This is a genomic window from Kurthia sp. Dielmo (assembly GCF_000307285.2).
Classification (GTDB): Bacteria; Bacillota; Bacilli; order Bacillales_A; family Planococcaceae; genus Kurthia; species Kurthia populi.
Genome location: NZ_HE578961.1, coordinates 144,817 through 170,463 on the forward strand (window position 1 = coordinate 144,817; position 25,647 = coordinate 170,463).

A 25,647-nucleotide genomic window follows, 5' to 3' on the forward strand; every position below is an offset into this window, starting at 1 on the left:
GTATATGTTTTCATTTTCTAAGAAAGAAGAAAAGAAATTGAGTAGTACCAGTATTCATAGTTCTAGTTTACAAAACCTAGTAGCGAAAGCTGTTGGTCTTATCCGTAGACAAGGCGAGGACCGCAATCAATTCGTCTATCCCGAATACGACCTTGAAGAAATCAAGACAGCAATCGAGGCAGATTCATACATAAAACAAGCCGTTACAAAATATACATACTTAATTTATAAAGCTGGCGTGAAGCTGGACAGCGAAAACAAAGAAGCAATTCAATACGTGAAGAAACGTTTGAAAATTATTAGTTACGCAACAGACAAGCCATTCGAATTGTTGATGCAGGAAATCGCGGATGACCTATATCGCTTTAGCAATGCGTTTCTTGTGAAGTCCCGACAAGAGTGGTCCATCGTTTCGTTAAAAGCTGAACCAATTGGTGGTAGCACATTCCAACCTGTATCTGGTTACTTCCGTATTGATCCCGCTTCCGTTTCAATAAAGCGCGACGAAAATGGCGTCATCAAAGAATACCGTCAAATCGTTGACGGCAAAGAGAAAATCTTCAAACCAGAAAACGTTGTACATATGTATTTTGACAGAGGTCCAAATGACGCCTTCGGTATGCCACGTATTGCAGCAGCATTAGAAGATGTTAAGTTGCTTCGTAAAATCGAGGGGAATGTTATTAGCTTAATCTATCGCTTTTCACTACCAATCTATCATTGGCGTGTGGGGGCGACTGGGGTAGGGCAGTCTGGTACACAAAGCGAAATTGATAAGCTTCGTATGGAACTAGAACGAATGGCAGACGATGGTTCAATCATTACCAATGAACGTGTTGATGTAGCCACAATCGGAGCGGAGGGTTCGGCTATCGACGTCACGAACTATCTAAATTATTTCGAGCGACGCGTGTTCACTGCATTAAGTGTGTCGGATTCACAAATGGGGCGAGGCACAACCGCTGGAGATGCTGACGCAATGGAGAGTCGAGCACATGATGTCATTAAGTTTGTTCAACGAATCATTTCTATTTTCGTGGAGAACGAAATTATCAATGAACTTTTACTAGAAGGTGGCTTTGATCCAATACTGAGCGAAGACGATGCAGTTAATTACATCTTTAATGAAATTGCACTTGATACACGTATCAAATTAGAAAATCATGAAATGCTTAAATATCAATCTAACTTAACTACACTTGAAGAAGCTCGTCGTGCGATTGGTAAAAAAGAAGAAGTAGATGAAGAACGTCTATACGCTCGTCTTATTACAGACCAATCATCTGCGAATACGATTGAAAAACAAACAGAAAGCTCTGTACAAATTCTCCAAGAGCAGGCAAAAGTAGATGCAGCTGCAGCAGAGAAGGCTGCTCAAACTGCTGAGAAGATTGCTGATAAAACAGCTAAGGCAGCGGCACAACAAGGAACCGTCCAAAATAACCAAAATAAAAATAATGGCAATGGTAAAGTGGCGAGCAATACACCGAACAACGACATTGCTACACGTAACCGCCCAACGAATCAACATGGCACAACTTCTGTAAATGTGAAAGAAGCGGATGATGGAGAGCTGATTGCCCAAAAAAGATTAGAAAAAATAAAAAAGATTTTCAATCTGTATATAATAAGTTCGATTTAATGCGTACTGATTTAGTGAAGCATCAAAATAAGGGCTTCGATGATTTCGATGAAATTATTAAAATCAGTAAAGATGCACTCTTAAAAGAAATTAATGCGTTAATTGAAAATGCATCGCATACTGGTTCTACTCGTTGCATCAACGACCACAAGCTCAAAGAACGCTACTCGATTAAAGCGTTGACTATGAGTGAAGCTAAGAAGCATGCACGAGAAAAGGTTTCAACTTTATTGAACGACATCCAATCGCTTATCAAAAAAGGCGAAGACGTTCAAGCTGTTTTTTCATCTCTGGAATATCGTTTACGTTTCCTTATGGAATACATCATTCCTAAAACGTATTGGTACAGCTATGCACAAACAGCGAGACAGCTCGGCACTAAAAAGATTTACGTGCAATTCGGTGACAGTGAAGATCGTGAAGAACACGAAGCAACTATCGACACAGCCCGCGTTGATTTCAATGAAATCCCCGCTTATCACTCGTACTGTAGCTGTCGTTTAAGTTTAAAAAAGGAAGGAGTAACTGCGTAAATGGATTTCAAAGAATATGAAGGATTCAAACCAATTGACAGTACAGTCGTTGGAAAGATGAATTTCACAGAAGCCGACAAACAAGTAGCGGCAGAAAATGCTATTAAATTACCGAACAAAGGATTAATTGTTGAGATTGAAGCAATTCATGAATCTGTAACGAGTAACTTTACTCGTTATACAAAAGAAAGCATGAAGCAAGGTCTACCATCATGGACAGCACCGTACGCTAAACCAGTCATCCTACATCACAACGAGAAAGACGGGAAAGTCATCGGACGTGTACTGTCTGCAGAATACAGAGAGAATGGTGAAGCGGGACTGCCTTGTGTCGTTATTCAAGCCGTCATCTATGATGAAGATGCGATTGAACAAGTACTCGATGGCAGATTATTAACAACTTCAATCGGTGTGCGAGTGAACGATGTAAGATGCTCAATTTGTGATCATCACATTATTTCTGAGAAGGATGGCTGTCCTCACCACGCTCGTGGAACATTCTATAATGGACAGCTTTGCACATGGGATATGAATGACATGTATGTTAAGGAAATTTCATATGTCGTTGTACCTAGTGATAAGTTCTCAAAAAATACTCGCATTTTGGAAAACAATAGTGTAAAATCTGTGACGTTCTCAGAGAGTGCAAATTTTAACAACCTAGAGGGAGGTTCAAACATGGTACAAAAAACGTCAGAGGATCTAGGTAATCAACAACCTACGACTTCTACACCAGCTCCAGCGACAAGCGTTGAACCGCAAACATCTGTTAGCTTCACTGAAAGCGAACAGTATAAAGCGGATCAACAAACAATCATGGAACTGAAAGAAAGTGCGAACAACGAAACTCAACTTCGTCAACGCGCTGAACAACAAGTTGTGTCAAAAGAAACGGAACTGCGCTCCGTACTTCTTGACTCACTTAACGGCATCTCAATTGCTAACGGCAAAGGGGAACTGAACCGTAGCAAATTTGAAAACCGTACAATTGAATCTTTAAAAGACCGTCTTGCTGACGAGCTTGAAGAATTAACAATGAACGGTATTCAAAAAGAGGAGCCTGCAGAGCATGAACCCGAAACAACTTCGGAAAATCCTGCCGGTGAAAATGTGCAAACATTAGAACCTGTGCAACGTGGTGTATACGCTGAATCTGCCAACGACAATTCGAAAGAAGATCCAGCAACAAAAACAACACAAGAAGAACCAGTGAACACTAGCGGTATCGCTGTAAAAGAAAGTGCTGCTAACATTTCTAAAGCAGAGAATCCTACTATTGCAGTTGAATCAACTAAAACAACTGGTATCAAAATCATGTCTAACATGGAACTTGAAGAAGCGGCAGCTAACATCTTTAGTAACGTTGCATCTCAACATATCAAATACTAATCACAGGAGTGAAAATTAAACATGGCTATTAATCCAAGTAATTACACAGGTCAACAATTCCTACAACCAGGGGGCCGCGGCGAAACATTCCAAGCGAATTTACCGGGCTACCGTAACGAAACTGACCGCATCAATCGTACAAATACAAAATTAAATGCATCTGAGCATGACATTTTAAACATCAAATATCAAATGGATGACCGCTTACCAGTATTATTCACATATGGTTATGGCTATGGTTACAACCAAATGGTAATGCCGCGTGGTCGTATCGTTGCAATCGATCCAACAATGGATTTAACAGACTTCGACATGAAGAAACAACACAACACATTAACATTAGCAAACGGTGGTGTTCCTGTTCGTTTACGTCAAATGGGTGATAAATACGATACATTCGTAGACGCTAAAGAAACTGATATTATCGAAGTAGCAGCACAAGGCGCTGACATGAGTGGTATCGGTAAAGAATGGACTCCAGTAACAGCTGGTACATATAATGCTCGTGGCTTCGAAGGATTCAAAGTCGGCGGAGCATTAAAACAATTAACTGATGGCGGATTCAAAGTCGATGCTGACACTGGTCGAATCGTAAATGGCGCTGGTGTTCCTGTAGCAGTTCGCGCTGGTAACATTCCAGTAGGTATGATTATGCGTAATGAATACACTCGTGATGACGATGCATTCAACGGTATGATGCCGGGTGCAATCGCAACGGATAAATTAGTTGAGTTACCTTGGTTCGCATACAAGAACAAAGCTGAACTAAACCCATGGTCATCTGTATACGGAAACTTATTCCCGGGTGCTTTATTAAAACCAGACGAAAACGGTCGTATCACAATCTCTCCATTATCATATGAAGAAGCAGTAGCGGCTATGACAATCTCTGAATACGAAGCTGAACGTCAACAAGTTATCGGTCAAGTATACGAAGCTTCTAACAACTTACTTCCAGAAGGTGCTGCTCGTTTCGCAACTTGGGCATTAGAGGACCGCATGAACTTTGCTGAATTCAATCCAGCTGTTTGGTATCAAAATGGTCGTCGTGGTGAAGATGCAATTGCTCGCTCTCCATTCCGTTCTAACAACGAATACCCTGGTTATCCATATGATCCTGCATTCCGCGAAAATGACTTACACATGAACGGTGGCACAAACACTTTAGATGTTTATAGCACACGCATGAACGCAGAGCATCAATTCGAGAACCTTGGCATCCCAGGTCTTACAGATGGTCAAAACGTAGCTGACCGTACATTACCATTAACACACGCTGGCATGATTGCTGCAGGTGAAACAGCTGAAACACAAATCGACTTCTTCCTACGTACAGCTGACGTAAATGTTCACGACATCCAAATCAAAGTCGGTGCATTGGATGCTGTTCCAGCTACAGAAGGCGCATTAATTGGCGACACTGGCTTGAAAATTGTCTATGCTGACGACCTACAAGGTATCGTTCAATTAAAAGTTGTAGACTTCGAGAAGTTTAAAGTATTTGGTGCTCAACCAACAGAAGTGAAACTTAGCTACTCTAAACGTGGTCTTGCTGGTGTTCCAACATTCCTTGACTGGGACGGCGCAATCGGTACAATCAAAGTCTTACTTACTAAATAACATACTCATACATATCTAACTTTACAGGGCTCCTTGTAAAGTGTCTTGCATACATTTATCATCGCATACTTGTATGCAAGCATACATAACATAACTTAAAAAACATAAAAACAGGGAAGGGGAATAAAATCCCTTCCTATTATATAGGAGGAAATTCAATCATGAATTTAACTGAATCATTACAGCACATTAATGCATTACGTCAAAACGTAACAAATGCTACGGAAGCATACGAACAAGGGAAAACAGCGGAACGTCCATCGGTTTCATTACAGTCAATCGACTTAATGGAACGTATGGCTCGTAACGTAAACGGTGACTTCTCAATGGGTCGCGCAAACATTCGCGAAACATTACAAACAACAGACGTTGTTAAATTAATTCCGAAAGTATTAGAAGGTCAATTACGTGAAGCAGCTGAACCAGAATACTTAGGTACACGCTTTATGAAAACTGTACACGTCGAAGGCGGTTCATCAACTGTGTTCGTTATCCCAGTAGTAGGCGAATTAGTTGCTAGTGAAGTCGGAGAGGGTACTCGTTACAACGAAGATAACTTAGACCAAACTACAATCGAGAACAGCACGTTAGAAATTCGTGTTAAAAAGATCGGCTTAAAAGTCTCTATTACAGAAGAAGCCATCCAAGACAGTTCTTTCGACATCCTTGGTTTAAACACTCGTAAAATGGGCCGCGCAATGGCACGTTACAAAGAGGAATGGATTTTCAACTCTTTCTCTAGCCATGGTCGTCCAGTATTCAACAACGCAATTCGTTCGCAAGCTGCCGAAGCTGGTACAACTGGTCGCGCTGCTGACGGTACTTTCAATGACACAATGAGCTCAGAAGATTTCCTTGAATTAGTAATGGCATTAATGGGCCAAGGTATGAACCCAACTGACGTAATTATGCATCCACTTGTTTGGACTGTATTCGCTCGTAACTCAATGGTTGGTAACGGTATGACTTGGGGCGCATTAGGCGGCCAAAACGTTCACCCATGGGGCGCTGTACAAGGTACACCAGGACCATTCGGTTTAGCTAACAACGGCGAAGGTCAACAATACATCATGGAACCTTCACAAGTTCAAAACCGTATTCCGTTCCCATTAACAATCAACTTCTCACCATTCGTAAACTTCGATAAAGTGAGCAAACGTTTTGATATGTACTGCATCGACCGTAATGAGGTTGGTACAATCGCACAAAAAGAAGCGTTATCTATGGACGAATGGACAAACCCAGAAGTCGATGTACGCTTATTAAAAACAAAAGAACGCTATGGTGTCGGCATTGACAACAACGGTCGCGGTATCACAACTGCTCTTAACATTGCAGCAGCTCCAACTTACCCAGTACCACCAACTGTTACTGTGAACACTAAGTCAGTCTAACAAAAATGGAAGCCAATTAAGGAGGCATTAACACATGGATGTAATGGCAACGGTTAAATTGGCACGAGGACAGGTCGCATTCTTTGACGATCTGACTCGTATCCATTTAACAATCACTCAACCGATGGGACTTGTTGTTCCCGGTATGAACACAACAAACTTACGAATTGCTGTAGGTAGCGGTCGCTTGGAATTACTAAGCGGCACATTATCTTCGGATGAAGCTATTGAGCAAGAACGTTTAGGCAAGGTGCGCAGTTTAAAAACTACACCTATCGCAACACAACCTGTTGCACCAAAGGTAGAAGCGAAAGCTCCTGCTAAAAAAGCTGAACCTAAGACAGAAGTAAAACCTGTTGAAGAAACTCCAGCTGAACCAGTAGTAGAAGAGGCTGAACCTAAAAAGGTTCCTGCTAAAGCTGCTACTAAAAAAGCTCCTGCTAAGAAAGTAGCTCCTAAAAAAGCTGAACCCAAAGAAGAAGCTTCAAAATAATTAAATAATCCATAAAGGAGCGTGTTTAGACATGTACACACAATTCGGTCTAGTGGGAATGGTCTTTGATCCAGATAAGGATCACATCGCCATTGAATTCTCACTTGCACTAGAAGCTAGTACGGTAAATCTAAACACGCTTATTTTGTCTGATAAAGAGATTGGTGAAGAAGTTCCCTTCACTGTTTCTGTAGATAAAAATAGCGTGTATGTTAAACCGACTAGCTCCAATACAAGCGTATATATAGTAACACTACGACGAGGTATCACATCTATTACAGGAGATAAGTTGGATCGCACCTTCCGCTACCATGTAGCAACTGGCATCACAATTGAGGACCGACCAACAATTAGCTATCCAGTAGACTTCCAGCGATTGGACGAACCACGTTTAGAAATCAAACCAGACAAGGCAGATGTATCACATTATGAAGTTGAGGTGAGTTCCGACACAGCATTTCACAAGAAAAGCTTTCGCGCAATTGTTAGCGGAAAAACGAAACTCAATTATGACTTGCCAGCAGAAGGGCAGTACTACGTGCGCGTCCGTACAATCGACGGTGACGAGCATGGAGTATGGTCAGATGCCGTTTCATTTATTTACGAAGCAGACTCCTGCGATAAGAAAGGCGATGAAGCAAATGAAGGTCCTTCTATCGAAACAGACCTTATCTGTACAAGCCAACCAGAATCGGGCACGAAACCAAAGTCGTTCATATTTGAATTCGATGAAGATATTGACGAATTTATTGGACGAATCAAAGTTGAAAAGAGGTTGATCTAATGCGTAAATCAGTCGAGTTCGATGTGAAGATTTATGATAACAAAATTGAAATCATTCCATTGGAAGAAGTAGACGGTAATCATAACTATGAAATAACAATCGAAGATATACAGGCTAAGAATTCTAATCGTTCACTAGAGCGAATTAAATACAATTTCACAACAGAAATGTACCCATGTTTCGTATCGCTTGAATCAGTGAAGTCGCTAGTAGAGGATCTTGGTTTAGACGACAACCTATTGCTTTATTACATTCGCGAAGCATCTGAGGAAGCAGAGTACCGTTCGAGCTGCCCAATTGATTACGACAAGTTGCCATTTTGGGTACGACAGTATGTACGGTACAAAGCAGCCTACGATGCATTGTTCCGTACGATGTTATCGAATGTGCCAGAAGCAGGGTACAGCGGTACGTTGGCAGACATCACATTCAACAACCCATCATCGCAAGCGTCTGCTAAATCAGTATTAAATGAGTTAAAAGGTGAACTTGATAAATGGAAGCAAGAAGTTGAAAACTGTGGGCAGTATGGCTACGCTGAACCACGTCGCACAATTCACCATATTAGAAATCGTAACCATGGCCATCACGTTAATTTAACTACCATTGGAAGGTTGCGATAAACAATGAATCATTTTGACAAAGGCATTGAACGTATCATCAATAAGCTACAAACCGATTCGTATGCAATTATTCGTGGGGACATTATTTGTTCCTGCGTCGATTATGCAACGAAGCAAGCTAATCCCGACTGTCCTAAATGCTTGGGACTAGGGCGCAACCTGCGCATCAAATCTATTAAGGCAGCCATTCGCACGAGTGAAGGTAGCTTTCAAAACATGGCGGTCGATGAAAAATCCGTTGTTTACAAAGGCTATATGACAGAGCGATACAGTCGCTTACTCAGTAAAGATGACGTTGTGGTTGAAGGAATGAATGCTTATCACGTTACTAAGAAATCTGACAAACGTTCGGATAGTATTACACCTGTTTACAGTGTTGTGTTCTTGGCACCAAAGAAAAAGAATCCCGAGAAATTCGTTCGGAAGTTCTATGAGGTGATGAATAAATGACCAGCATTTTATTTTCTGGAAAGGCGAAAACACTAGCATCTATCTGCGAGCCACAAACATTTAATACATACGAAGAAGCGTACGAATACTTCGGGGACTGCGAGCTTGTAGATGCTTATAAAACTGCAAAGGTGTTTGGAGTAGAAGATGTGTACCTTGTAAATATGCAGGAGAAAACAGACCATATTGATTTTGTTGAATTGGTAGAGAATGTACCGGTCGATTACTTTGTGCCATTGGATATTCATATCAATGATCGCTTCTATGATTTGGTAGACGGCGCATATCTTCACTATGCAGTCGACTACATGAATAGAATGAGCCCCATGAGTAAAGTGACCGTACTGTTCACTGACGAGCATGCATCGCTGTATGAAGATATTGATGAATACCTTGAAGCAGTACGAAAGGGTAGAGATGCAATCTACAAACAAACAGCAACTCAAAACGGTGGTTCACGAATCGCTTATGTAGCAAATAACTTGCTTAATTATCCATTTGCGAATGTAGCACTAGGGTGCCTTCTCGAAACGACAGGGGTACTCGATGCAATTAAATATGTAGGTCTAGGGAATTCGGTATTCGATTTATCCATTGAAGATATGGGAGACATGGAAGTTGCATACTTTCGTACAGATGTAGATGGTATCGCTCATGGTGAAAACCTATTGAATTTCGCTCCAAACAGTTCGGTCGTTAAATCTATTTTAGTAGATCGACTATTAAAATACATAGATGCCTACATTAACGTAGATCAATACATAGGACGACTAAATCGTCCATACATACAAAACTTAATTCGTAATGCTATCGACAAAGCGTTTGAAGCATTAAAAAATCACGATACGTGAAGGATTATGAAATCTTAAATGTGGAGTTTGTAAGACAAACGAATTACACATACAGCGTTATCGTTAACGCAGCTATTTCTATTCCATTCTCGACCGAACGTATTCGTGTGGAATTTGAAGGAGATAACTAACATGAAAAGCAGAAGTGGAATAAACTCTACAGCATCTTTCGAATGCTTACTTGCTGACCATACGGAGCGATTAGCACCTCTATCTGTGAGCAAGCCTCGAAAAAAATCAGAGGTGCAAAAGCCCACAGATCCCAATAAAGACAAGGAGTTAGAGGATTACTTAGAAAAAATAAAGATAAAATACAAGATATTTTACAAGAATCGAATAAAGACGCTTCTACAGACGGTACTAATAATGGTGACGAGGATAAAACCGAAGTCATCAATCCAAACGCAAGTAAATCACTCAAAGCAGATGGCAACGCTTCTATCGAAGATTTCATTGAGATGGTCGGTATGGTGATTGCAAAAACAACAGATGAAGATATTGAATTCTGTTTCAACGAAGGAGACCGCATCAAGCGGGACCCAGACGTAGACATCAATAAGACCTTTATCCGTTACAACATTTTAAGTCGAACACCGGAGAGAGAATTGAAGCCTGTACCGCGTGAAGAATACATTGCAGAGAAAGGCGTTCCCAAAAGCGAACGTCGTGTTCTCAGTGTAAGAGCGCAACGGTTCCGTTCAATCATTCAATTCGACGTCTTTGCAGCTGATTACAAGCAAGCAACTAAAGCTATGAATGAATTAGAAGACGCCATCTTCTCATATATGCATTACTTCAAACGTAATGGCGTCGGGGAGATCATCTTTAAGCAGCAACTAACCGATACGGCACTAGACACATATCGAGAGAATTTTTCGATTAAAAGTCTGCAATATCAAGTGGTTACAGAAAAGCAATTTGTTATTTTCGATGGCATCATTGATGACCTTGAAATAGCGACAACTTAAAGGAGGATTCCTACCAATGGGACTTATTGAAAACGAAGCATTACTGCCAGGTACATTAACGGAAGTAACAAGCGAATATAGCTACGGCTACGACACATCACAATTCGGTACAACTGAATCAATCGTGATTGTTGGTACTGCCTTCCATGGACCAACTGGCGCAGCAATTGCAATCTACTCACCAGAACACGCTGAATACATGTTTGGTAAAGGGTACGATTCAAACACGAAGAAAGAAGCTACTTTAGTTCCAGCAATTAAAGATGCTTACGAAAAAGGCTGTCGCACAATTTACGCAGTACGCGTATCTGGTGAAAACGCCGAGAAGGATTACGAGTTCGCAGTAGATTCTAGCTTACGTCTACGTATGAAAGCAGCGTTCCCTACGAATGATGCGAAAGAGTACTTCTTAGTATATGACAATACAGCTGGCGCAGAAAAATTAAAATTCTACAAACCAGCCAACCGCGCAACAATCGTCGAGAAACGTTTGGGCCTAGTTGAAGCGGAAAACGCAGTACTTGTTAATACAATTGAGCTTGCAAATGATTATTCGTTAGATAGTAACTCTGAATTATCAGAAGTAATTGATCTATTAAACGATCACCAATACAACAACGTTCTTCGCTTATCTATCGTAGATGAATCGGGCGTTGAGGTTACAACTAGCAGTGAAGAAGCTCGACGTTTAACACTAGGCGCTTTACTACCAGGCCTATATACAATCGGTCGTTCAAATTCTATCTGTACACCAGTCACTACACTAGATTATAAACTTTGCATTGAAGATGAAGATAAACCATTCAAATCGTTTGATGGTGTTGTTTACAAACAAATCATCTTGAATACAGATGTTTCATCTGACTATCCAGTGTTCTCTGCATCACATGCGCCATTAAAAGAAATCTTAAATGAAGTGGCCATCTTCACATCGGCACCATTCGATTTCTTAGAAACGCAAGGTCTAGTTGACCGCGCATTCGAAAAAGACAACACAGACTACGAAGAAGTAGCTATTTCAAACTTCGAGCTTTATAAAAAATTAGGCTCTGGTTATGCGACTACAGCATACGCTGAACGTCGTGTTAAAAAAGATGCAACAGGTAAAGTGATTAAAGAATTAGCGCCACGCGTTAAAGAAACGCCACTTACTGATGCAAACCGCGTACAAGAAATTCCTGACGGTATCTATTCTGTAATTCAAAACTTATCTACAGATTACCGCGTATTAGCTGGCGTTGGCGCAGATGAAGAAATCAAAGACCGCGTTCCTCGTGCGAAAGATTTCCAAGTTGTTTCTCCAATCAGTGCGAATGTATTCAGTAGCATGATTAAAGCAACACCGATCGTCAATGAAGATGCAATCGACAATGATTTTGTTAAATCGTACAAATTCGAAATTCATGAAGTTGAAGAAGAAGATACGATGACCGCTTCAATTGATTCTGTTTACACAGATGAAGTGATGGAAGTTCTTCCATTATTATCTTATACAACACAAGATGAATTAGACAAAATCAAAAAAATGAATATCGAAAACGGCACACGTACTTTAGTTAAAGACAATGGTACTGGCAAAGTAAACTTATTCATTTATGACGAAAACAACGGCTACCGTAAATTCTCTAACGCATTACTTGAAAACAAACTGGTTATCTCTGACGGCAAAATCTACAAAGGTATTGCAACAGATGGTGTAGTTGATTTCCAAGAAGTAGCGGTAGGGGACGACGGTTTCGAAGTACAAACAGGTGAAACAACTTCTGTTAAATACCAATTCGTATTAGGTGAAAATAATGCGCATGTTTATGTATTTGAAGTATTAGCTGCTAACTTAACACAAACTGTCTACGCTGATCCTGCTGCATTAGCTGCTGGTAAAGTGGTTACACCATTAGGTGACGCAGAAACAATGTTCTCTGAAAATGAAGAGAAAACAGTTATCTACGCACAATCAAACTACTTCGAGATGAACCCAGTTATCGTTCGTAGTGCTTACATGGATAACCTTACAATCGAAGAATTAGTTGAAATGCTAAATGGTCACTCTGCATTAAATCATATCTTCACATTCGACATGACAGAAGCGGGCATGAAAGAAAAAGATTCATACCTATCTGAGATTGCTGAGATCACTGCGCCAGACGTAGAGAACCCAGCAACAGGCGAAATTGCAGTCGTGTTATTCCATGAGTCAGTTGAATTAAAAGAGGACCGCGAGATTGTTTATAACTACTCTCAATACATCCCTTATAAAACATCTGACAACTTTGCTCGTCAATTAGCGCAACACGCTACATACACAACGCTGAAAACTGGTACTACTCATGGTGTTATCGGTCTTAAATTGCAAGGCGATAAATCGTTAAAAGGCGTAAAGGCTCGTGAAGAACGTCTAATGGAACTTGACTTCGATTTACACGCTAAAACAAAACAAGGTAAACCAATGATTGGCCGTAACAGCGAGCCTTATCCAATTGGCGATAACGTATCAATCACAGAATTCCAAAGCGACTTCATTGATGAAGACAACTCTAAATTCACAATGAACGGTGCCGCTGCATACGCTGGTATGGTAACTGTATTGTCGAAAGACCAAAGCTCTACAAACCAACCAATCGCTTTACGCTCTGTGAACTATACATACTCTAACTACCAACTATCACGCTTAACACAAGCTGGTTTCGTTACAGTGAAAGATACAGTTACAAACGGCCTTGTTATTACTGATGGTGTAACAATGGCACAAGCTGACGATCCAATGCGTCGTTTATCTGTTAAACGTGTGCTTAGTGAAGTAACGAAAATCATTCGTGCTGCTGGTGATCCATTCATTGGTAAACCAAACAACGACTCGAACCGTAACTCACTTCAAACTGCAATCAAGTCTGGTCTTGAATCAATCAAAGGCGTGTTAATCGACGGCTACCGTTTCACACTGAATACGGACCGTAACACTCAGAAGTATTCATACATCGACATTGATTATGCAATTCGTCCAGTATACGAAATCCGAGAAATCCGCAACCGCATTACTGTACAAGACGAAATCTAATAGGTCGCGGCGATGCCGCTTCCTTCTATATTAATACATACATAATAAGGAGTGTCTCTCAATGACAGCATATAACAACTCAATGACTTCTGAGTATACTCAAACGTATACTACATTCTCTGGTTGCGATATTGTATGTAGCTTTGGTGCCGTAGTAATCGGTTCATTACAAGCTATTACATACTCTATTTCTCGTGAGAAAGCGCCTAACTATACTTTCGGGAGTGCCGAAGTAAGAAGTTTCAGTCGTGGTAAACGCGGGATTGCCGGTTCAATGGTGTTCTCAGTATTTGACCAAGATGCTTTACTACAAGCGCTGAAAAAACAATCTGGTACAATTAACAAAATCGGTAATGTAAATGGTGACATTTCAACAGACTCTCCATTATCAATTGATGAATGGGATGACTTAATGACAGGTAAAATTGCTTCATCTACAAATGCGGTAGAACGTACAAACGCTATCGTTGATGAAGTAGAACCACATTATGCCGATGAAATTCCACCATTCGATGTAACAATTTCATTCGCCAACGAATACGGCCAAAAATCTGTAATCGTTATCTATGGTCTTGAAATTATCAATGAAGGTACTGGTTTCTCAACCGACACTGTAACTTCTGAACGTGCTTGCACATTCGTAGCTCGCCGCGTCGATCCGATGAAAACTGTTGATAGCGACACAGTTTCAGGCTAAAATGGGCTACTGAAAAGCGAAGGGCAAAACGCCTTTCGCTTTTTTTATTAGAGAGGAGGAGTAATACATGGTAAAAACAATTACAAAATCAGCAGATGGTGCTTACAATAAGCGTGTAAGTAATGATAAAATCGTGACGTTTCAAAAGAAGATAGACGATAAGTACAAGAGCAAAAATCGCTTTAGTGACTTTAAGCGAACAAACACTTCTTTCTCCGGATGCGACATGGTGGCTTCGGTTCATATCGAACTCCCCAGCAAGAACGATCCGAGCAAGGTGAGCTCACATACGCTGGTCATCGGTGAAATGCAGACGTTCACCTATTCTGTACATATGGATAAATACCCTGTGCGTTCGCTTGGCAACGTGAATGCAAAAGCTTTTACAGAAGGGCCACGTACAATTGCAGGGACACTAATCTTCTCTGTGTTCGACCGCCATTTTTATCAACGTATTCTAAGTCTTGCGGAATCAACTGGTAACTATGTAGATTCAAAGCACAGTTTGATGGATGAACTTCCACCATTCGACATCACAATCAGCTTCACGAATGAGTATGGCTCGAAAGCACATTTAACAGTCTATGGTATTAGCATCATTGATGAAGGACAAGTTATGAGTATGAATGACATTTATACAGAAAACACGTATCAGTATATGGCCAACGACATTGAATACATGACAACAGAAGATGTCGTCTATCGTGATTCGGAAAAAACGTACAATTTAATCGGTGTAAATGACACCAAAACCAAAGCGTCTTCTTATAAGCCTGTCGCATCTAGCTTACACAGTTCTGACAAAGAGGGTGCGGAGGATGCAGATGTATCAGAAGATAAGAAAAATAATAGCGTTTCTGCTAAATAAACTAGGGAGGGGAATAAATGAATTTTAATATTCGAGATAAGAACGGATACGTTGTTAAGCATGGACCGTTCCATAGCAAATACGATATACCAGTAGAGCAAGACGATTACGCTATCGACATTCTAGACGAAGCGGGTGATGTTGTTAAAACGCAGCTACTTACCTATCACGATGAATCACATCAACATAACATTTCCATTTGCTACATCTTAGGTAACGAAATGCTAGTCGCTTCGAATGAGAGCGTTGACGTAACAATTACTTCTTCGGAAGGGGAAAAGTCAACGATGATTGCAACATCAACACCACAGCCGTTGTACGCGCATGACGGGGTGAACATCCTTTCAATCAACAACCACGAGAAAACATTTGAAGTTAAAAACGATTCGAATGTAATGAGTGCTTTCTTTGGCACAGACGAATTGTCGCCGCTTCGTTATTTTGAAACATTGACAGATGCCGTAGATAAATATGACGCTGTTCAAAAAATGAATCGTATCTTAGTAACACAGTATGAGAATACAGGCATTCGATACATGAACAATCGCATCTATTTAAATAACCAGGACATCGCTAAATGTATTGTGCGCGACGCTACTACACAACGAGTTATTTGCACGTTATTTGACGAAGGGGCATTACCAACTGGACAAAATGAATTATGCCGAGTAGATGCCTATGATGAAAAAGGGGACTACTTATGTAGCCAGTTCTGCGTTTGCTTTGAACAGGAGAGCTTACAAACGGTCCTTAGCAATAAAAAGGCATGGATGAATGACTATCGTTTGTATATTGAACGCAACAGTTACCTATACGAAACGGAGCCAGAAGATGTGACTCAATTTAATTTACTTAGAGGGTTCCATAAAGAACGCTATGAATTTGCGCCACCGTCGTTAGTTGAAGCTAATGATGAAGGGTTGCTATATGAATTAGGTATTGACGAGGAAGTAATCGGTGAGCTATTTACAGACCTCACATTAGCTGTTGCTTCTATAGATCAGTACGATCCAAATGCAACCTATCGTATGGCAATTGATAAATCAGAGTTTACAATCGAATGGACTTTGATTAAAATGTTAGGCGATCCTGCTTGCTACTGGATTGAATCAGATGGTAATGCCATTACGCCTATCGTTTTCATCAGTGAAGAAGTAGAGCGTATGCAAACAATGGCCGCTTACGACAGCAATACATACATAACGAAATATCTACCAGCTATCCGACAAGTAGAGACATCTGACACGATTGCTATGTTCAATTCGTTCAATGGTTCGGAAGCAACGACAACATACGAAATACCATATAGCTTCGCATCGCTACTTGTTCAGCACTCATATGCCAACGAGGACGCACTACCAGTAAGCTTCTTTCTATTAAAAGAGCAGTTTGGTTACATGAGCGAAGATGCTTTCCCGAATGTGTTCACACTTGATCGCACATTAAAACGTTTAATTGTGGATAACGACAATACATACTTACTACATATCACTGCATATAATGCAGAGAATCAAAACATCGAATCATTTGTATATGACGACATTTCTCTATTAATGCGTAAATACTACTTGGTTATCGTGACGGTTTACCACCGTCCATCAAAAACACCAGTTGGGCTGCTTGTTATTCAACCGAATGGCAAGCACATCGAGTATCAGGCTGAACGCTGTAACGTGGAGGTGAGATAGCATGTATTCAATTAATACAACGTCACCATTCGTCAATTACGTTCCGACTGGCACCGCTTCAAAGAAAAATGACGCAGGCAAGGTTGCGACAACGTGGGATTCATCCATTGGCCGCAAACGATACTATTCGTCATTGAATGCGGAAATCTACATAGGCAGTTACTTTATTGATGAAATTATTTCAATTCAATATAGTGTACAGCAAAACAGTATGCCGCTATCTGGCTACAATTCATACACATACGATGAAGTAGCTAATGGTAGTCGTATCGTTCAAGGTCAATTCGTCATCAACTTAACACGTCCTAACTATTTGTTCGACCTAATGAAAAAGGTCAACTTAAACAAAGATGTGGTTGTAGAGAAGAAAAATGGCGAGACCGTTACATACAAACAAAAATACACGTCGCTCGAACGAGATAAACGACCATTGTTCTACTCTGAATTCAACATCGAAGTGATGTTCGGCAAGCAGAATTCGCAAGGTGATGCTGCGTTTCATGTACTTGAAAACGTATCAATCACAGGTAGTCAAATCGCATTAGATACAACTGGGCAACCTGTCGGTGAAGTGTATAGCTTCATGGCAAAAGACATTGTACCAATCGGATAAAGAAGGGGAGAACCATTCATGAAAATTAAAGACTTTACTAACGCTGGACTAGCTGACAATTCAGTGGTCGCACCTAGCGAGCCAGTAGCTCCAGTAGCTATGACAACAGAGAAACAAAATGTTACAGAGGAAATTGAAATCCAAGCAGAAAATGCAACAGAAGAAGTGATGGTTGCACCAACAAATGCTATTCAATCAGATACTCCAACGTTTGATTATGCAGATTCAAAAGACTTGTATAAAGGATTAGGAAAACGACCGAAACGCAAGTATGAAAAATTCGAAGATATTCCAGCCGAAGTCATCGAATCATTTAAACGTAAATACGGTCGCATCTTCTCATTAACATTCCAGAGCGATAAGTTTATTGTACGAACAGTTCCTCGTGATATTTATACACAAGGTATGCTAAATTCAACTGCAGAATTAACACAAGAAGATTTAGCAAAAGAACACGTTGACTCTCGTAACCAACGCATCTATACGCGACAAGAATTCTTCGCATCACAAATTGTTTTATGGCCAGAAGATGCAGAATGGCTATTACGTGAAAACGCAGGTTATGCAGCATCTATTACGGATGAAGCGATTTTACGTTCTGGTTTTGAAATCCCTACATCGGAAGAGCTGTAGGGGGTAACATTTATGCGAGTAGAGGGGCAAGTTACAACAGAAGCGGAGACTCTTCCTGTACCAGAAGTTGATTTAACAGAGCTGTTTATCAATCTGTCAGAAGAACACCGCAATGTATTCATCACAACAATTGGTCAACAGCTATTCATCTATCGTTCGCTTGGGCGCAAAGAATATAGCGACATCTTAGAGAACCCAGACCTAACTGATTTTTCAAGAGAAGAAGTTATCTGCGATGTTTGCACATTATACCCACGCAACTTTAATTTCAAAAAATGTTCAGCTGGCACACCAACTATCCTGCGCAAGAAAATCTTAAAAGATTCTTTACTGGATAGTTTAGAAGCCCGTCGAAACATTCTTATCTACTATCGCTCTGAAATGTACACTCTCGAAAATCAAATTACGTGCATTATCAATGAAGCATTTCCGAACCTTGATATTGAAGAAATCGAAGCGTGGGACATTGAAAAAACGACGAAATACTTAACGCGCGCTGAATGGAAACTTCAAAATTTACGTGGTGTTCCATTTGCTGATTACTTGGACATGTTAGTAGATGAAGACGCGGTGTCAGATGAAGCTGGAACAGATGCAATGCCAGAGAATTCTACAACAGTATCTAAGAAGAAATCAGAACCAGCTAAGAAAGGTGTCCCGTTGACAACAGAGCAGAAGCAAGAGTTGGCACGACTAAAAGCGAAGTACCCAGAAATTGATTGGGATAAAGAATCCGTTTTAACTGGGAACATTCGAAAAGAAGGCGTGGACGACGTAGCACCAGCGCTACGCACACCTAAATAATAATTACATACGAAGGAGTGATATTGTATGGAGGATAAACTGCGTGAAGAAAAGCAGCAGTCCCCATTCGACCACATCGTCTCCTATGGGACAGCAGCTCTATCTTTAGGATTTGGAGCTGCTGTTTTTAATAAAGAAGGCGGATTGAAAATGGTGGCGAATGCGAGTACCGTATTAAAGCGCGCAACTGGTGATCTGCAGGAACAATTTGCACAGGTAGACCGCAGTAATTTTACAACGAAAGATTTGAAGAATCTCTACAATCGTGCCTTCCACGATCAAACAGGTGGATTTAAAGGCGCTAAAAAATATATAGACGAGGGACACAACGCCCCCTCACTGCGAGTCGATGGTTCTAGTGGCGTATTGAACTCTTTACGACAAGTCGAGAACAAACTGGCCACGTTCGAAAACGACGCAAAGAATGGCTTCATCGAGCGTACTGTACTTCGACCACTTGCAAATAAACATAATGACCGTTACAAATTCGAAGCCGTTGAAGATAAGAAACGTTTGGACCAACTAATCTACTTCATGAATAAAAACATCTCGAACAAAATGGCTATCTACAAGAAAGCCGACTCGTTAAAAATTGCGAATAAGATGGGCGGCCGTAGCCAAATTGATTCTATTTATGAAGAATTAAAATCAATCAAAACTGCGAAGGAGAAAAGTTATACTGTCGATAAAGAATTCGACCAAAAAATCCTGAGTGACCTTCGCGAAAAAGCCTACGACATTAATGCACTAGAACGTACGCATGGCACGATACGAAAGCCAGACAAGATGCTGTCACCAGAGCAAATGGTTACAGTTAAAGACGTCTTAGATAATCCAGAGCTCTATCGTGAATCTATGTTGAGTAGGCGAGTGAAAGGCAGTAAAGAACCGCAAGTCATGCCAGCCATTCAATACCTGCAGGAAAAAATGCAAGATTTTACGAATAGGGGAGAAGGAGAGCGTTTCGGACAATTGCTTATGGACCGCAGTGTTTTACGTCGTGATATAAAGACTAACGAGGTATATTCTCTGAAAGACTTCCACGACTTGGTTGCAAACCCGATTGATGAATTTGGTACAACAATGATTGGTAAAATTTTAAAAGTATTCGATGTTAAGAAGCGATTCGAGCAACCATCATTCTTACGGATAAATCCAGGCCCACAAACAATGGACGCCCTACTCGCTTCGAGCGAAGGAAGTAAAACCGCATCTATTAATAATACATATTTCCGTTTGTACGACAGAACATATCGTCAAACAAATGATGGTTTAGAAGAAGTTGAAGCACTGAGAGATTCCTACTTGGTTTCTAAAAACGGTACTGTACGTTCATTGTATGGTGATATGATTGGCGATCGTGGCCATCGTACGACAGATAGCAAGTGGCGAAACGCATTAGATATTGGCAAGACTTCGGGTATTACGTTCTTCGATATGATTGGCAACATCTCTGAATATGGTGGTTCAAATACAAACCCACGCGTTGCTATTGAATCTTTAGTGAAGAACGGACTCGATAATTTAAGCGAGCTTGCCACAGCAAAACAAACATACAAAGATGCTGCTGAAAGGTTAAAAGTCGTGAACGCTTCGACAACTGTGACTGACGAAGAGAAGGCAGCTTTATACGCAATGCGTGATGCAGGATTTGAAACGATTGATAAGTATGTAGAGCAATCACGTACTGTTTACCGATTTTATGATAAGAATGCACAGGCATCTAATAACGACACAATTAGACGTTTATTGAACACAGGAGGATTCGACAAGTCCGCAGAAGATATGCTCAAGATGCTTAACCAAGATGATGAATCGTTGTTACAGAACATCGTTACAGGTTACAACGATTTTAATAAAGACAACTCTGCATTTTTAAATAAGAACGTATTATCGACGATGCGACGTTATGTTGAAAATCCAAAGACTGCCCTTGACCATGTATCAATCAAGAACGACTCACAAATGACCGGTAAATTATTTGGTACGGAAAATCGTTCAAGTAACTTCATTGACGAACTTCGTTTAGAGATTGAAAAAGAAGCCTATATGCGACAGGCTCGTCATGTACGCACAGACGATGGGCAAGTAAACATTCGTGGACTAAGCGACTTAATTGGCGGTTCTGGTGCGCAATATGATCAAGTAAGGAACGCACAAAATGTAGCTGACTTCGCTACGTTCCAATCTTTAACAGGTGTTTATAAGGATGCCACTGACAACAAGTCTGTACAAGAATCTGCCGACATGGCAGAACAAGCTATCAAGCTATTCGCTCGTCGTGAAGGTGATGACCAACGGAATGATATATCCGAACGATTAGTAAACAATGTATTAAACAAGACAAACAAATTTGAAACAAGCTATGACATCCATATGCAACAGGAGAATATCGTAGAAGGTTTTGGTAACGATGCGTGGATACACATGAATAAGGCAATTTCGCCAATGGACTTGCTTCGAAACTTGAACGATAAGGAATTTAGAAAGTCATTCGTTAAGCAGTTTGTAGCTGGCCGTAATGATATGGAGAATGTGACAACCGCTACGATGATGCCATATTTCTTCCTAAATCGCCTAAATGATCCGCTTGAAAAAATCGGAGTAGGTTTGTCATCTGAATATCGCGGAAGCTCTGTAGACTTAATGCGTGGCATTGTAATGAAAAGAGCACTACCTATTGCAATGGGTATTACTGGCTATAACTACATGAACGACTTTTCGCAAGCAACAACAGGCGTCGGCATTACAGAGTCGTTCTTATCGAACGCTGCGAACATTGACTTGGGTATGCGCGGTGTCGCTGATATAACAGGTGTTAGCGATTGGTTAAAAGATGAACGTGCTTTAAACCCAATTGCTCAATACCTATTCGGTGAAGAGTATATGGATAAAGATGAACGTGCTGACTACTATCAAAATGGTTATAGCGCAATGCGTAAAGGCCGTTGGTGGTCGTTCGGTTCATTAAATGAATTTAGAGGTAGCAAGGTTCAATACTGGCAACCTAATTTGTTACGTCGAGTAACCAGCGACTATCACGATGAATCCTTGTATGATGGATTTCTTGATAAATGGAGCCACAGCTGGATGCCAACACCAACCAACCCACTATCTCCATTAAATGCGTTGATGGATCCATATTGGTTGGAAAACAAACATTACGAAGATCGACCGTATATGGTGTCGGGAAAAATGTTCACCGAAGAAACACCATGGGGACCACTGTTAAATGCGACAGTTGGTAACGTATTGAAACCACAAATACAGATGCACCAAGAACGATTGAACAGCGATTATGTCGATGTACGTGCCATTATTGAACGACGAAACAGAGAAACGATGGAGCGAGCTAATGGTGAAAATCGCAACCTTGCTCGATTCAAAGATGGTGCGATTGAAGCGGTAAACTTCACATCATATGATGCACCCACTGAATCACAACGCATTGTTCGTATAAATCAAAGCAATGGTCAATCTGATGTCACAGCGATGAACTACGGTGCATTCACTGGCGTTACAACAGGTGAAGCGTATATGCGTCAAAAAGCAATTAGTGAAGATGCTGCAGGTGGAGGAGCTACTGGCGAATTCTTAACAGGCGTAGCAGAAGGAACCAACCAAAGGCTAGGTAACTCTGCATTGATGGACTACGGTAGCAAAGCTGGCGGTGTTATGGACCTAATGAGCTCGATTGGCAACGGTGGCGAAATCAGTGTCGGTACTGGTTTAAGCTTCGCAGATCGTGCGGAAATTGAAGGTGCTGGTGGCAATGTTGTCGCAAAACTATTTTCAACACTACGCCGCGAAAGTAATGAATCCATGAATATCGTCAGTGACTTGAACTATAACACGCTAATGAATACTCGTTCCTATCGGCCTAGTAACTCACACGTACGAGAGGGTGGTGTTGTAACAACAGAATCACTTTACAAAGCGAGCGCTCGTTTCGGTGATGGTATTTTGGATAATAAAGAAGCAATATCCGATTTGAAAGGCTTATCTGGCGGGGATGACATGATTGGCGAGCTGGCTTACTCTGCTCGTTTCATTACAGGTATTTATGGTTACGGTTCATTCTTAGCTGCAGGGGGTAGCGCTAAGAACAAAGTATCTGACGCAAGTGACATGACCAGTCCTATTCGTAGCTTCTGGGATGCAAACCTTGGCGGTGTTGGTGGTAACTATCTTGAAATCTTCCGTCGTTTTATTCCATCAAATAACTTCTTAGAAAACAACTTTAATCCATTGATGAATACTATGCCCGACTGGATGCCAGATAAATATCGTTTTGGCGATCCGTATACAGCGCTCCCTAAAGGTGAAATGCGTATGCCGGGTAAAGGGTATGAATCACTTAACGAGCTGCATTCTGATCAGTATGGACGTTATGGAGCATTTGACCGATACAAAATACTTTCGGATATTTCGCCCGGTTCAGAAGAGTACAAGATTTGGCGTGATATTGCGAAGGAAACGGTCTCTAGTCCCGAACTAAAAGAAGAGATGGACCGTATTAACGATCGTGTCAAAAAGCAAAACGAGAACTATGACTTCTTCGATTATCAATTTTTAGGAAAATCCACTCGTAAAGAGAAAGTGCAAATTTCCGAAGTAATCGACAACAACTTCTTCAAAGTAGCAGGGGATGACAAAACATACAGATTAGCTGGTGTGTCGGTCACAAATAAAAACAAAAAAGACGACGCATTATCTTTAACTGATGGCACACGCGCAATTGACCAATTCCTTGCACCAGGTCAAGAAGTCGTGATTTCACGAGACAAAGATACATTCGACGGCACCGACCAACAAAGCGGCGCTGTTAGTGCGGCGCTATTCATTAACGGTAAATCTGTTGGTAAAGAATTAATGGATATGGGGTATGCTGAAAAACGTGGTGACACGTCCGCTGCAGCTGCAGACAGTGTTTATTCTGCCACACAGATTGCGCGTGGTAAGGCGTATGAAGCAATCGCCCATCTACCTATCCCTGTTTTTCAACAAAAATTCATGAAAGTACGAAATCCATTAGAATCGTATAAACAAGAATTGGTGTACGGTACAAACTATACAAGTTGGAATCGCCCAATCGACAGTATCTTACTACCTGCTTTTGAACGTTCATTAATGAGTGACGGCGAAGTACTAATAGGAATTGGCGCAGCCGTAGCGAATCATCTCACTTATAAAATGACAGATGATAAAGCAAGCCGAGCTGTTGCCAATGTTGCGATGGCACTATCTAATCGTGGTGCATTCATTGGTGGATTCTTAGCTAAAGGATTGAGCATACCAAACTCGCAAATTCGTAAAGCAGCCTTTGTTGGTGCTGGTGCGCAAGTTGCTGGCTACCTTTACACTCGTCAAGACCAACCGCTTCAAGAAGGCGTAATGGGAGGACTATTAGGTATGGGTGTTGGTCACTTATTGAAAGATATAGGCATAAGAAAAGGCGGAGCAATTGGTGCCGCTACAGGCTTCCTTTTCGGTGGTATGAGTTCATCTGCTTTGAGTGACGACGCTTATGGCTTTGGCAACAAATACATTCCAGAACGAACTCGTGAAACTTGGGATATGCGTGAGTACTATGACCGCTTAGAATATGTTAAATACTCTGGTCTATTTGAAAAGGCTGCGCGTAAAGCGAAGCATAAAGAGCATATGGATATTGGGAAACTCGTAAAAGATTACGAGAAGCAGCGTGAAGAAAACCGTAAAGTAAATGAGCAACTTGGAGAATATCGTCAAATCATCATGCAAGCTTACGCTCCGGGAAGTCAGCGTCGTGACCAACTGTTGAATGAAATTGATGGCAAGATGAATGTATTGAAAGAATCAGAATTCAACATTGCAGTAGGCGACTACGCGAAATCAGCATTGATTTATAAACAAGCGATGGACTCTACCATCTATGGTCTAAAAGACGATGCTACGTGGTCTCAAATTGTACGTGCTACACCGACCAATGAGCGTGATCATTTTATGGCCTTCATGAAAGAAGCTAATCCTAAAAAACGTAAAGAGATATTAAAATATGTCTCACCTTACGAAGCTAAGGTCTTGAAAACCGCTTGGGGTATGGAGACTGAAAAACAAGAATCGAATAGCTCTTACTTTGAACATCACCGTATGCCAGGGGCAACATGGAGTGGGTGGCGTCCAGACAAAGACTTATCGGACATTCAAGTAAAAACTATACATAATGAAGGCCGATTGCTTTCAGACTTCGGATTCTTTGAATCACAGCTACGTGATCCAGACGTTATCCGAGCAGACCAAGCTTCGCCTAATCAACCCGGTAGCGGCTTCCTACAGACGAAAATGGCAATGATTGCGACATTAAAAGGATATGGGCTAACTAATGTAAACGTAAACGTTGAGCCTAAAAAGGAAAGTGGTATGGAAGTTATCGCAAATGTGGCGAATATTACACAATACAATATCCATAACGCTTTAACAAATTTACTATAAGGGAGCTTCGGCTCTCTTTTATTTTAAGCGAAACTATTTCATTTTGTAGATAATAGGATAAAATACAG

At 40.9% G+C, this 25,647-nt stretch carries 19 protein-coding genes; all 19 read left to right on the plus strand.

The genetic code is table 11. The features are described from left to right. Nucleotides 1–4 precede the first annotated feature (4 nt). The 19 genes from KTHG_RS16280 (at nt 5) to KTHG_RS16370 (ending at nt 25,579) form a co-directional block, all read left to right on the plus strand. A complete protein-coding gene (locus KTHG_RS16280; protein WP_139995238.1) occupies nt 5–1,642 on the plus strand; it encodes a hypothetical protein in 1,638 nt (545 codons plus the stop codon). Next, nucleotides 1,642–2,175 (plus strand): hypothetical protein, encoded by a 534-nt coding sequence (locus tag KTHG_RS16285; RefSeq protein WP_139995240.1) that lies wholly within the window; start codon nt 1,642–1,644, stop codon nt 2,173–2,175. Before KTHG_RS16280 ends, KTHG_RS16285 begins: the two co-directional genes overlap by 1 nt. Beyond that, on the plus strand, nt 2,176–3,564 hold the full coding sequence (locus KTHG_RS16290; protein ID WP_139995242.1) for a hypothetical protein: 1,389 nt from the start codon (nt 2,176–2,178) through the stop codon (nt 3,562–3,564). A 21-nt stretch (nt 3,565–3,585) separates the two neighbouring features. Then, nucleotides 3,586–5,184: a hypothetical protein gene (locus KTHG_RS16295; RefSeq protein WP_139995244.1), complete on the plus strand. Its 1,599-nt coding sequence runs from the start codon at nt 3,586–3,588 to the stop codon at nt 5,182–5,184. 161 nt (nt 5,185–5,345) lie between these two features. Next, entirely contained in the window at nt 5,346–6,578 is a 1,233-nt protein-coding gene (locus KTHG_RS16300) for a phage major capsid protein (protein WP_139995246.1), read from the plus strand. Between the two features lie 34 nt (nt 6,579–6,612). Further along, complete coding sequence (locus KTHG_RS16305) at nt 6,613–7,071, plus strand: hypothetical protein (protein WP_139995248.1); 459 nt, start codon at nt 6,613–6,615, stop codon at nt 7,069–7,071. A gap of 31 nt (nt 7,072–7,102) precedes the next feature. Then, nucleotides 7,103–7,855 (plus strand): Ig-like domain-containing domain, encoded by a 753-nt coding sequence (locus KTHG_RS16310; RefSeq protein WP_139995250.1) that lies wholly within the window; start codon nt 7,103–7,105, stop codon nt 7,853–7,855. Beyond that, nucleotides 7,855–8,478: a hypothetical protein gene (locus KTHG_RS16315; protein WP_139995252.1), complete on the plus strand. Its 624-nt coding sequence runs from the start codon at nt 7,855–7,857 to the stop codon at nt 8,476–8,478. The genes KTHG_RS16310 and KTHG_RS16315 overlap by 1 nt, the downstream gene beginning before the upstream one ends. 3 nt (nt 8,479–8,481) lie before the next feature. After that, nucleotides 8,482–8,928 carry a hypothetical protein gene (locus KTHG_RS16320; protein ID WP_139995254.1) on the plus strand — a complete coding sequence of 149 codons (447 nt, stop codon included), beginning with the start codon at nt 8,482–8,484 and terminating at the stop codon, nt 8,926–8,928. Further along, nucleotides 8,925–9,779, plus strand: coding sequence for a hypothetical protein (locus tag KTHG_RS16325; RefSeq protein WP_139995256.1), 855 nt, complete (start codon nt 8,925–8,927; stop codon nt 9,777–9,779). Before KTHG_RS16320 ends, KTHG_RS16325 begins: the two co-directional genes overlap by 4 nt. A gap of 458 nt (nt 9,780–10,237) precedes the next feature. Then, nucleotides 10,238–10,747 (plus strand): hypothetical protein, encoded by a 510-nt coding sequence (locus tag KTHG_RS16330; protein WP_139995258.1) that lies wholly within the window; start codon nt 10,238–10,240, stop codon nt 10,745–10,747. 16 nt (nt 10,748–10,763) lie between these two features. After that, entirely contained in the window at nt 10,764–13,802 is a 3,039-nt protein-coding gene (locus KTHG_RS16335) for a hypothetical protein (RefSeq protein WP_139995260.1), read from the plus strand. Nucleotides 13,803–13,863: 61 nt separating this feature from the next. Further along, a complete protein-coding gene (locus KTHG_RS16340) occupies nt 13,864–14,499 on the plus strand; it encodes a hypothetical protein (RefSeq protein ID WP_139995262.1) in 636 nt (211 codons plus the stop codon). 67 nt (nt 14,500–14,566) lie between these two features. Continuing rightward, complete coding sequence (locus tag KTHG_RS16345) at nt 14,567–15,367, plus strand: hypothetical protein (protein ID WP_139995264.1); 801 nt, start codon at nt 14,567–14,569, stop codon at nt 15,365–15,367. Between the two features lie 17 nt (nt 15,368–15,384). Continuing rightward, nucleotides 15,385–17,055: a hypothetical protein gene (locus KTHG_RS16350; protein WP_139995266.1), complete on the plus strand. Its 1,671-nt coding sequence runs from the start codon at nt 15,385–15,387 to the stop codon at nt 17,053–17,055. A gap of 1 nt (nt 17,056) precedes the next feature. Continuing rightward, on the plus strand, nt 17,057–17,668 hold the full coding sequence (locus tag KTHG_RS16355) for a hypothetical protein (RefSeq protein ID WP_139995268.1): 612 nt from the start codon (nt 17,057–17,059) through the stop codon (nt 17,666–17,668). Nucleotides 17,669–17,686: 18 nt separating this feature from the next. Next, entirely contained in the window at nt 17,687–18,301 is a 615-nt protein-coding gene (locus tag KTHG_RS16360; RefSeq protein WP_139995270.1) for a hypothetical protein, read from the plus strand. Nucleotides 18,302–18,313: 12 nt separating this feature from the next. Continuing rightward, the gene (locus KTHG_RS16365; protein WP_139995272.1) at nt 18,314–19,105 is read left to right on the plus strand and encodes a hypothetical protein; all 792 of its coding nucleotides are present in this window, start codon (nt 18,314–18,316) and stop codon (nt 19,103–19,105) included. A 27-nt stretch (nt 19,106–19,132) separates the two neighbouring features. Beyond that, on the plus strand, nt 19,133–25,579 hold the full coding sequence (locus KTHG_RS16370) for a hypothetical protein (protein WP_139995274.1): 6,447 nt from the start codon (nt 19,133–19,135) through the stop codon (nt 25,577–25,579). Nucleotides 25,580–25,647: the final 68 nt, after the last annotated feature.

Coding starts and splice junctions, on each gene's coding strand:
- KTHG_RS16280 (WP_139995238.1), top strand. CDS start 5: ATGTTTTCATTTTCTAAGAAAGAAGAAAAGAAATTGAGTAGTACCAGT.
- KTHG_RS16285 (WP_139995240.1), top strand. CDS start 1,642: ATGCGTACTGATTTAGTGAAGCATCAAAATAAGGGCTTCGATGATTTC.
- KTHG_RS16290 (WP_139995242.1), top strand. CDS start 2,176: ATGGATTTCAAAGAATATGAAGGATTCAAACCAATTGACAGTACAGTC.
- KTHG_RS16295 (WP_139995244.1), top strand. CDS start 3,586: ATGGCTATTAATCCAAGTAATTACACAGGTCAACAATTCCTACAACCA.
- KTHG_RS16300 (WP_139995246.1), top strand. CDS start 5,346: ATGAATTTAACTGAATCATTACAGCACATTAATGCATTACGTCAAAAC.
- KTHG_RS16305 (WP_139995248.1), top strand. CDS start 6,613: ATGGATGTAATGGCAACGGTTAAATTGGCACGAGGACAGGTCGCATTC.
- KTHG_RS16310 (WP_139995250.1), top strand. CDS start 7,103: ATGTACACACAATTCGGTCTAGTGGGAATGGTCTTTGATCCAGATAAG.
- KTHG_RS16315 (WP_139995252.1), top strand. CDS start 7,855: ATGCGTAAATCAGTCGAGTTCGATGTGAAGATTTATGATAACAAAATT.
- KTHG_RS16320 (WP_139995254.1), top strand. CDS start 8,482: ATGAATCATTTTGACAAAGGCATTGAACGTATCATCAATAAGCTACAA.
- KTHG_RS16325 (WP_139995256.1), top strand. CDS start 8,925: ATGACCAGCATTTTATTTTCTGGAAAGGCGAAAACACTAGCATCTATC.
- KTHG_RS16330 (WP_139995258.1), top strand. CDS start 10,238: ATGGTCGGTATGGTGATTGCAAAAACAACAGATGAAGATATTGAATTC.
- KTHG_RS16335 (WP_139995260.1), top strand. CDS start 10,764: ATGGGACTTATTGAAAACGAAGCATTACTGCCAGGTACATTAACGGAA.
- KTHG_RS16340 (WP_139995262.1), top strand. CDS start 13,864: ATGACAGCATATAACAACTCAATGACTTCTGAGTATACTCAAACGTAT.
- KTHG_RS16345 (WP_139995264.1), top strand. CDS start 14,567: ATGGTAAAAACAATTACAAAATCAGCAGATGGTGCTTACAATAAGCGT.
- KTHG_RS16350 (WP_139995266.1), top strand. CDS start 15,385: ATGAATTTTAATATTCGAGATAAGAACGGATACGTTGTTAAGCATGGA.
- KTHG_RS16355 (WP_139995268.1), top strand. CDS start 17,057: ATGTATTCAATTAATACAACGTCACCATTCGTCAATTACGTTCCGACT.
- KTHG_RS16360 (WP_139995270.1), top strand. CDS start 17,687: ATGAAAATTAAAGACTTTACTAACGCTGGACTAGCTGACAATTCAGTG.
- KTHG_RS16365 (WP_139995272.1), top strand. CDS start 18,314: ATGCGAGTAGAGGGGCAAGTTACAACAGAAGCGGAGACTCTTCCTGTA.
- KTHG_RS16370 (WP_139995274.1), top strand. CDS start 19,133: ATGGAGGATAAACTGCGTGAAGAAAAGCAGCAGTCCCCATTCGACCAC.